This is a genomic window from Streptomyces sp. NPDC031210 (assembly GCF_055570395.1).
Genome location: NZ_JBVIHH010000002.1, coordinates 307,567 through 314,058, shown reverse-complemented (window position 1 = coordinate 314,058; position 6,492 = coordinate 307,567). Strand labels below are relative to the sequence as shown.

At 73.3% G+C, this 6,492-nt stretch carries 5 protein-coding genes; all 5 read right to left on the bottom strand.

The features are described 5' to 3' along the window. Positions 1-125 precede the first annotated feature (125 nt). Positions 126-638 carry a GNAT family N-acetyltransferase gene (locus tag ACZ45Z_RS05110; RefSeq protein WP_468356285.1) on the bottom strand — a complete coding sequence of 171 codons (513 nt, stop codon included), beginning with the start codon at positions 636-638 and terminating at the stop codon, positions 126-128. Positions 639-799: 161 nt separating this feature from the next. After that, positions 800-1,945, bottom strand: a complete 1,146-nt coding sequence (locus ACZ45Z_RS05105; protein WP_468356282.1) for a hypothetical protein — start codon at positions 1,943-1,945, stop codon at positions 800-802. A 152-nt stretch (positions 1,946-2,097) separates the two neighbouring features. Next, a complete protein-coding gene (locus tag ACZ45Z_RS05100; RefSeq protein ID WP_468356279.1) occupies positions 2,098-3,591 on the bottom strand; it encodes a CoA-acylating methylmalonate-semialdehyde dehydrogenase in 1,494 nt (497 codons plus the stop codon). 55 nt (positions 3,592-3,646) lie between these two features. Continuing rightward, on the bottom strand, positions 3,647-5,551 hold the full coding sequence (gene iolD / locus ACZ45Z_RS05095) for a 3D-(3,5/4)-trihydroxycyclohexane-1,2-dione acylhydrolase (decyclizing) (protein WP_468356276.1): 1,905 nt from the start codon (positions 5,549-5,551) through the stop codon (positions 3,647-3,649). Next, the gene (gene iolB, locus ACZ45Z_RS05090) at positions 5,548-6,450 is read right to left on the bottom strand and encodes a 5-deoxy-glucuronate isomerase (protein ID WP_468356273.1); all 903 of its coding nucleotides are present in this window, start codon (positions 6,448-6,450) and stop codon (positions 5,548-5,550) included. The genes iolD and iolB overlap by 4 nt, the downstream gene beginning before the upstream one ends. Positions 6,451-6,492 lie beyond the last annotated feature (42 nt).

The following is a 6,492-nucleotide window of genomic DNA, read 5'->3' as shown; positions in this document are numbered from 1 at the left end:
CTCCCCATCGGGGGGACCAACGCCCCTCGCCCCCGGAGGGAGGGGGGGAGGACTCCCCCCCCCCCTTCCGGGGGCCGGGCCCCGGGGGGGGGGGGGGGGGGGGCCCCCCCCCCCCCCCCGCGGCGCTACCGGCGGGGCTCCGCCACCGTGGCGTGGAAGCGGACCAGCGAACCGTCGCCGCCGTGGCGCCGCAGTCCGGCCTTCTCCAGGACGCGGACCGATGCCGGGTTGCTCAGCTCCACGTTCGCGTAGACGGTGTGCACGCCCGGGGCGGTGAGGGCGAAGTCCACGAGGGACCGGGCCGCTTCGGGTGCGTAGCCGCGACCGCGGCGGGAGGGGACGATGCCGTAGCCGAACTCCACGCGGCCGTCGCCGGGCGGCCAGAACAGGCCGGCCGCGCCGACCACCAGGCCGGTCGCCCGCTCGACGATCAGCCGCTGGCCGGAGGCCGCGACCGGGTCGGGAGTGGCGGTCAGGAAGCCGGCGATGGCGCGGTCGCCCTCGTCGGGGAAGTCCTGCGCCCAGTGCGGCAGTCGCCGGTCGTCGAGGACCGCGGCGAGTTCGTCACCGGTCCACGGACGCAGCGCGAGGCGTGCGGTGAGCAGGTGTGCGGTGGGCAGGGGAAAAGGGGAAGACATGGGGGCTCCTGGTCGTTCTGCGACGACCGGGCCGCGGCTCCTGGCTCAGGCGGCCCGGACAAGGGCGTGCTGATGAAGCTTCTGGCGGGCCATATTCATCAACCTCCCTTGTCCGAAGCGTGATCGCGCCGGGCGCGCGGTACCGCAGCTTACCCAGGGCCTCAGAACTGCGGCGGGCCGAATCCGCCCTGCGGGGGCGGCGGCGGGTTGCCGGGCGGCATGGGGGGCGGGTTGCCGGGCGGTGGCATCGGCGGGCCCTGCTGGGGCATCGGCGGGCCGGGCTGCTGCCAGGCGGGCGGGGGCGGGCCCTGCGGGCCGGGCGGCATGAAGCCGGGGGCGGCGAACTGCGGGGCCTGGGCCGGGGGGTGCCAGCCGGGGGCGACCGGCTCGCCGCGGCCCATCAGGGCGACCAGGGCGATCGAGCCGAGCAGGTCGAGCACGAGCTGGATGTTGTTGAGGACGGACAGGCCCGGCATGCTGTCGTTCAGCGTGAACAGCGCGTCGTTGGCGGCCAGGGCGATCACCGTCAGCAGGGCGTTCGGCAGCACCACGACGGCGAGGCCGAAGGCGAGACCGCGGGCGGCGCTGCCGCGCATGAGGCTGTTCAGGCCGGCCAGCGCGGTCAGGGCGAGGAAGACCAGGGAGTACCAGCCGGGGGCCAGGTCCAGCAGGGAGGAGAGGACTCCCTTGCCGAGGTAGAGCATCTCGAAGGCGTTCGGGCCGCTCTGCACCAGCATGTAGACGTTCCACGCCGCGTGGCCCAGGGCCATCGCGCCGAGCAGCAGGCCGCAGACCACGCCCGCCGTCCTGGCCGGGCGCTTCGGCGGGTCGCTGGGGCTCTGGCGCGGCCAGGAGCGCATGCCGGCGAGCAGCACGACGGGGGCGACGAGGGCCAGCAGGAACAGGCACAGGCCGCTGAGGAACACGCCGTCGAACGTGTCGGTGCCGGTCTCGGCGTGCAGGAACCAGCGGTTGTCGCTGGTGTGGGTGCCGGTGCTGATGATCGCCTGGAGGGCGGTGACGAAGGTGAGGGTGGTGGCGACGGCCAGCATGCCGCCGGCCGCCCGCCGGCCGGCGAAGGCCGCGATCGCGGCGCCGAGCTGGAGGAGGGCGAGGCCGAAGACGACCGGGTTGGTGACCTGGTTGTTGCCGGGAGGGCGCTGACCGGTCCAGGAGTCCCAGACGCCGTCGATCCCGAACTCGCCGAGGTCGACCGCCAGCCAGTAGGCGAAGTAGAGGAAGAACAGCAGGCAGAACGCCCCGCCGGTGATGCGTGCGCCCTTGGCCAGCGCCATGCTTCCTGGCATTTTCGGTCCCCCGTTGTTGGTGTGCCGCGAGGAAGCACGGTAGCAACGCGCCCGGCCGGGGTCTCCCCCGGACCTGCGGTTGTTCCCGGGAGGGCGCGTGGAGCGGGCCGTGCCCCCTGACCGGGGGCCAGGGGGCGCGAGGCGACGGTGCGTCAGTGGTTGCGCGGGAAGCCCAGGTTGATGCCGCTGTCGGCCGGGTCGGGCCAGCGGGTGGTGACGACCTTGCCGCGGGTGTAGAAGTGCACGCCGTCGTTGCCGTAGATGTGGTGGTCGCCGAAGAGGGAATCCTTCCAGCCGCCGAAGGAGTGGTAGCCGACGGGGACGGGGATCGGGACGTTCACGCCGACCATGCCGGCCTCGACCTCCAACTGGAAGCGGCGGGCCGCGCCGCCGTCCCGGGTGAAGATCGCGGTGCCGTTGCCCCAGGGCGAGGCGTTCATCAGGGCGATGGCCTCGTCGTAGGTCGCGACGCGGACGACGGACAGCACCGGGCCGAAGATCTCGTCGCGGTAGGCGTCCATCTCGGGGGTGACCTTGTCGAGCAGGGAGACGCCGATCCAGTGGCCGTTCTCGAAGCCCTCGACGGTGTAGCCGGTGCCGTCGAGCACCACCTCGGCGCCCTGGGCCGCGGCGCCCTCGACGTACGAGGCGACCTTGTCGCGGTGGACCTTGGTGATCAGCGGACCCATCTCGGAGGCCGGGTCGTCGCCGGGGCCGATGCGCAGCGCCTCGGCCCGCTCCTTGATCTTCGCGATCAGCGGGTCGGCGGTGTCGCCGACGGCGACGACCACGGAGATGGCCATGCAGCGCTCGCCGGCCGAGCCGTAGGCGGCGTTGATCGCGGAGTCGGCGGCCAGGTCGAGGTCGGCGTCCGGCAGCACCAGCATGTGGTTCTTGGCGCCGCCCAGCGCCTGGACGCGCTTGCCGTGGGTGGCGGCGGTGGTGTGGATGTAGCGGGCGATGGGGGTGGAGCCGACGAAGGAGACGGCGGCGATGCCGGGGTGCTCCAGGATCGCGTCGACGGCCGTCTTGTCGCCGTTGACGATGTTGAGGACGCCGTCGGGCAGGCCCGCCTCGGCGGCCAGCTCGGCGAGCTTGAGGGCGGCGCCGGGCACCTTCTCGCTGGGCTTGAGGACGAAGGTGTTACCGCAGGCGATGGCGAGCGGGAACATCCACATCGGCACCATCGCCGGGAAGTTGAACGGCGTGATGCCGGCGACCACGCCGAGGGACTGGCGGATGGAGGAGACGTCCACGCGGGTGGAGACCTGGGTGGACAGCTCGCCCTTGAGCTTCTCGGGGATGCCGCAGGCCAGCTCGACGATCTCCAGTCCGCGGGCGACCTCGCCGAGCGCGTCGGAGTGCACCTTGCCGTGTTCGGCGGTGATCAGCGCGGCGATCTCGTCGCGGTGGGCGTCGATCAGCTCGCGGTACTTGAACAGCACCGAGGTGCGCTTGGCCAGGGAGCTGGTGCCCCAGGTGCGGAACGCTTCGCGGGCGGCGGTGACGGCGGCGTCGACCTCCTCGGCGGAGGCGAGCGGGACCCGCTTCTCCTGGGCGCCGGTGGCCGGGTTGTAGACCGGACCGAAGTTGCCGGAGACGCCCTCGACGGGCTTACCGCCGATCCAGTGGCTGAGGGTCTTCATGCTGGGGGCCTTTCTGGGTGACGACTGGACGCGGGTGACGACTACGGGCTTCGGGTCAGAGGTGGCGGCGGCGTCCTGCGGCGTGACGGTCGTAGGACGCGCGGGCCGCGACCGCCGCCGGACGCGTCGCGGTCTCGGCCACAGGTACATCCCACCAGGCCTGGGCGGGCGGCGCGCCCGGCACAGTGTCGGCCGTTTCGGTCTCGACATAGACACATGTGGGGCGGCTCGCGCCGCGCGCCTCGGCGAGCGCGGCGCGCAGCTCACCGAGGGTCTTGGGGCGCAGGACGTGCATGCCGAGGGAGGCGGCGTTCGCGGCCAGGTCGACGGGCAGCGGCGGGCCGGTGTACGTGCCGTCCTCGGCGCGGTAGCGGTAGTCGGTGCCGAAGCGCTCGCCGCCGGTCTCCTGGGAGAGGCCGCCGATGGAGGCGTAGCCGTGGTTCTGGATCAGGACGAGCTTGATGGCGACGCCCTCCTGGACCGCGGTGACGATTTCGGTGGGGTTCATCAGATACGTACCGTCGCCGACCAGCGCCCACACGGGCCGGTCGGGGGCGGCCAGCCGGACGCCGATCGCGGCGGGGATCTCGTAGCCCATGCAGGAGTAGCCGTATTCGAGGTGGTACTGCCTGCGGGAGCGGGTGCGCCAGAGTTTGTGCAGGTCACCGGGGAGGGATCCGGCGGCGTTGATGATCACGTCGGTGTCGTCGACGAGGGCGTCCAGCGCGCCGATGACCTGCGTCTGGGAGGGCCTGGCGGTGTCGTCGCCGACGGCGTACGCGGCGTCGACGCGGGTCTCCCACTCGGCCTTGGCGGCGGTGTAGGCCGCTTCGTACGCCGCGTCGACGCGGTGGCCGGACAGCGCCGGGATGAGCGCTTCGAGTCCGGCGCGGGCGTCGGCGACCAGGGAGAGGGCGCCGAGCTTGTGGGAGTCGAAGGAAGCGATGTTGAGGTTGAGGAAGCGGACCCCGGGCGCGGCGAAGAGGGTGGCGGAGGCGGTGGTGAAGTCGGTGTAGCGGGTGCCGACGCCGATGACCAGGTCGGCCTCGCGGGCGAGGGCGTCGGCGGTGGCGGTGCCGGTGTGGCCGATGCCGCCGATGTCGGCGGGGTGGTCGTGGCGCAGGGAGCCCTTGCCGGCCTGGGTGGAGGCGACGGGGATGCCGGTGGTGTCGGCGAGGGCGCGCAGGGCGTCCTCGGCCTCGCTGTGGTGGACGCCGCCGCCGGCGATGAGCAGCGGGCGGCGGGCGCCGCGGATCGCGCGGACGGCGTCGGCGAGGGCGGCGGCGTCGGGGGCGGGGCGGGCGACCCGCCAGACGCGGTCGGCGAAGAACTCCTCTGGCCAGTCGTACGCCTCGGCCTGGACGTCCTGGGGCAGGGCGAGGGTGACGGCGCCGGTGTCGACGGGGTCGGCGAGCACCCGCATGGCCTGGAGGGCGGCGGGGATCAGGGCTTCGGGGCGGGTGACGCGGTCGAAGTAGCGCGAGAGGGGGCGCAGCGCGTCGTTGACCGACACATCGCCGGCGTGGGGCACTTCGAGCTGCTGGAGGACGGGGTCGGCGGGGCGGGTGGCGAAGGTGTCGCCGGGCAGCAGCAGGACGGGCAGGCGGTTGACGGTGGCGAGGGCGGCGCCGGTGGCGAGGTTGGTGGCGCCGGGGCCGATGGAGGTGGTGACGGCGTGGGCGGAGAGCCGGTCGCACTGGCGGGCGTAGCCGACGGCGGCGTGCACCATGGCCTGTTCGTTGCGGCCCTGGAGATAGGGGAGGCCGCCGCCGGATTCCAGGAGGGCCTGGCCGATGCCGGCGACGTTGCCATGGCCGAAGATGCCCCAGCAGGCGTTGATCAGGCGGTGGCGGCGGCCGTCCCGCTCGGTGTACTGGTGGGCGAGGAATTCCACCAGGGCCTGGGCCACCGTCAGGCGGCGGGTGCGGGACGGGGCGGGCGGGGGCGTCGAGGCGGTCATCGGGCGTCTCCTGCGGGCGCTTGGTAGAGGGGCAGGCGGGGGTCGACGGGCTGGTCGGGCCAGGTGTCGCGGATCCAGCCGTGGTCGGGGTGGTCGCGGATCAGCCACTCGCGCACCTGGCCGGGCCCGGCCATGACGTTGAGGTAGTACAGGGTGTGGCCGGGGGTGGCGATGGACGGGCCGTGCCAGCCGTCCGGGATGAGGACGGCGTCGCCGCCGCGGACCTCGGCGAGGACGTCGGTGCCGCGGCCGTGGCCGGAGGGCGTGACGCGTTGGTAGCCGACGCCTTCCGTGCCGTGGGCGGGCGCGATCTCGAAGTAGTAGATCTCTTCGAGCTCGGATTCCTCGCCGGGGCGGCATTCGTCGTGTTTGTGCGGCGGGTAGGACGACCAGTTGCCGCCGGGGGTGAGGACCTCCACGGCGATGAGTTTGTCCGCCTCGAAGACGCCGGCCGCGCCGAAGTTGTTGACCTGGCGGGAGCAGTTGCCGGTGCCGCGGAGTTCGACGGGCACCCCGCCGGCCGGGCCGTAGCGGGCGGGGAGGCGGCGCTCGCAGCGGGCACCGGTCAGGGCGAACCGGCCGCCCGCCGGGCAGTCGATCCGGACCCGGGCGTCGCGGGGGACGTACGCGAAGTCGGTGACGCCGCTGAAGACGCTTTCCCGGCCGGTCAGTTCGAAGGCGTGGCCGTCGTCGGTCCGGACGGCGCAGCCGCCGGAGAGCGGCAGCACGATCCATTCGCTGTCGCCGGTGGCGAAGGAGTGGTGGCCGCCGGGCGGCAGGTCGAGGACGCGGAGGGAGGAGTGGCCCCAACCGGCCCGCCGCGGGTCGATGTCGAGGGCGTACGGGCCGTTGGCCCCCTGCCCCGCCTTGACGTGGAATTCCGTGAACTCGGCACTCATGACTGCAAGTCTCCTACTCGCCACTGACAGTGAGGGGTGTGA

What these genes read in the sequence shown, in the direction of transcription:
- ACZ45Z_RS05105 (WP_468356282.1), bottom strand. Translation starts at nt 1,945, where the DNA reads ATGCCAGGAAGCATGGCGCTGGCCAAGGGCGCACGCATCACCGGCGGG.
- iolB (WP_468356273.1), bottom strand. Translation starts at nt 6,450, where the DNA reads ATGAGTGCCGAGTTCACGGAATTCCACGTCAAGGCGGGGCAGGGGGCC.
- ACZ45Z_RS05100 (WP_468356279.1), bottom strand. Translation starts at nt 3,591, where the DNA reads ATGAAGACCCTCAGCCACTGGATCGGCGGTAAGCCCGTCGAGGGCGTC.
- iolD (WP_468356276.1), bottom strand. Translation starts at nt 5,551, where the DNA reads ATGACCGCCTCGACGCCCCCGCCCGCCCCGTCCCGCACCCGCCGCCTG.
- ACZ45Z_RS05110 (WP_468356285.1), bottom strand. Translation starts at nt 638, where the DNA reads ATGTCTTCCCCTTTTCCCCTGCCCACCGCACACCTGCTCACCGCACGC.